This window comes from Virgibacillus xinjiangensis (assembly GCF_042643145.1).
Lineage (GTDB): Bacteria > Bacillota > Bacilli > Bacillales > Amphibacillaceae > Virgibacillus_O > Virgibacillus_O xinjiangensis.
Genome location: NZ_JBHRSA010000054.1, coordinates 1 through 594 on the forward strand (window position 1 = coordinate 1; position 594 = coordinate 594).

2 tRNA genes are annotated in these 594 nt (G+C 47.0%); both read right to left on the bottom strand.

From position 1 onward, the window contains the following. Positions 1 to 207: 207 nt before the first annotated feature. Positions 208 to 280, bottom strand: a tRNA-Ala gene (locus tag ACFOGI_RS14785). Positions 281 to 300: 20 nt separating this feature from the next. Next, positions 301 to 377, bottom strand: a tRNA-Ile gene (locus tag ACFOGI_RS14790). Positions 378 to 594: the final 217 nt, after the last annotated feature.

Here is a 594-nt window from a genome sequence, read left to right on the forward strand (position 1 = left end):
ACTATATTTACAATGAATAAGCGATTATCGCTTTGATTAATCCAGCTTCAGCTCCTAAAGGCTGCCGTCATAAGTGATGAACACATTGAGTGCAAAACCAGCACTCTTCGTTCCCTTGCTTATGCGTTCGCCTTTGTTCAGTCACTTACGCCTTCTTAAATTAGATGTCGTTGGTATTGCTCTTATTTAGTTTTCAAGGTACAAAAATGGAGCCTAGCGGGATCGAACCGCTGACCTCCTGCGTGCAAGGCAGGCGCTCTCCCAGCTGAGCTAAGGCCCCGTATGGAATATTTTTATAGATGGTGGGCCTGAGTGGACTCGAACCACCGACCTCACGCTTATCAGGCGTGCGCTCTAACCAGCTGAGCTACAGGCCCATCTACCCATGGATTGTAATCAATCCCTCAAAACTGAACCAAACAACCAGCAGTCTTCCGTAATCCAGCTTCAACTCTAACGGCTCATGACACAAGCCATGATCACTTCAAGCACAAAAGCATTGCTTGGCGGTTCCTTACTTATGCAAATCGCCGCTGATCAGTCGTTTCAGCCTTTTCATATATCCTTAGAAAGGAGGTGATCCAGCCGCACCTT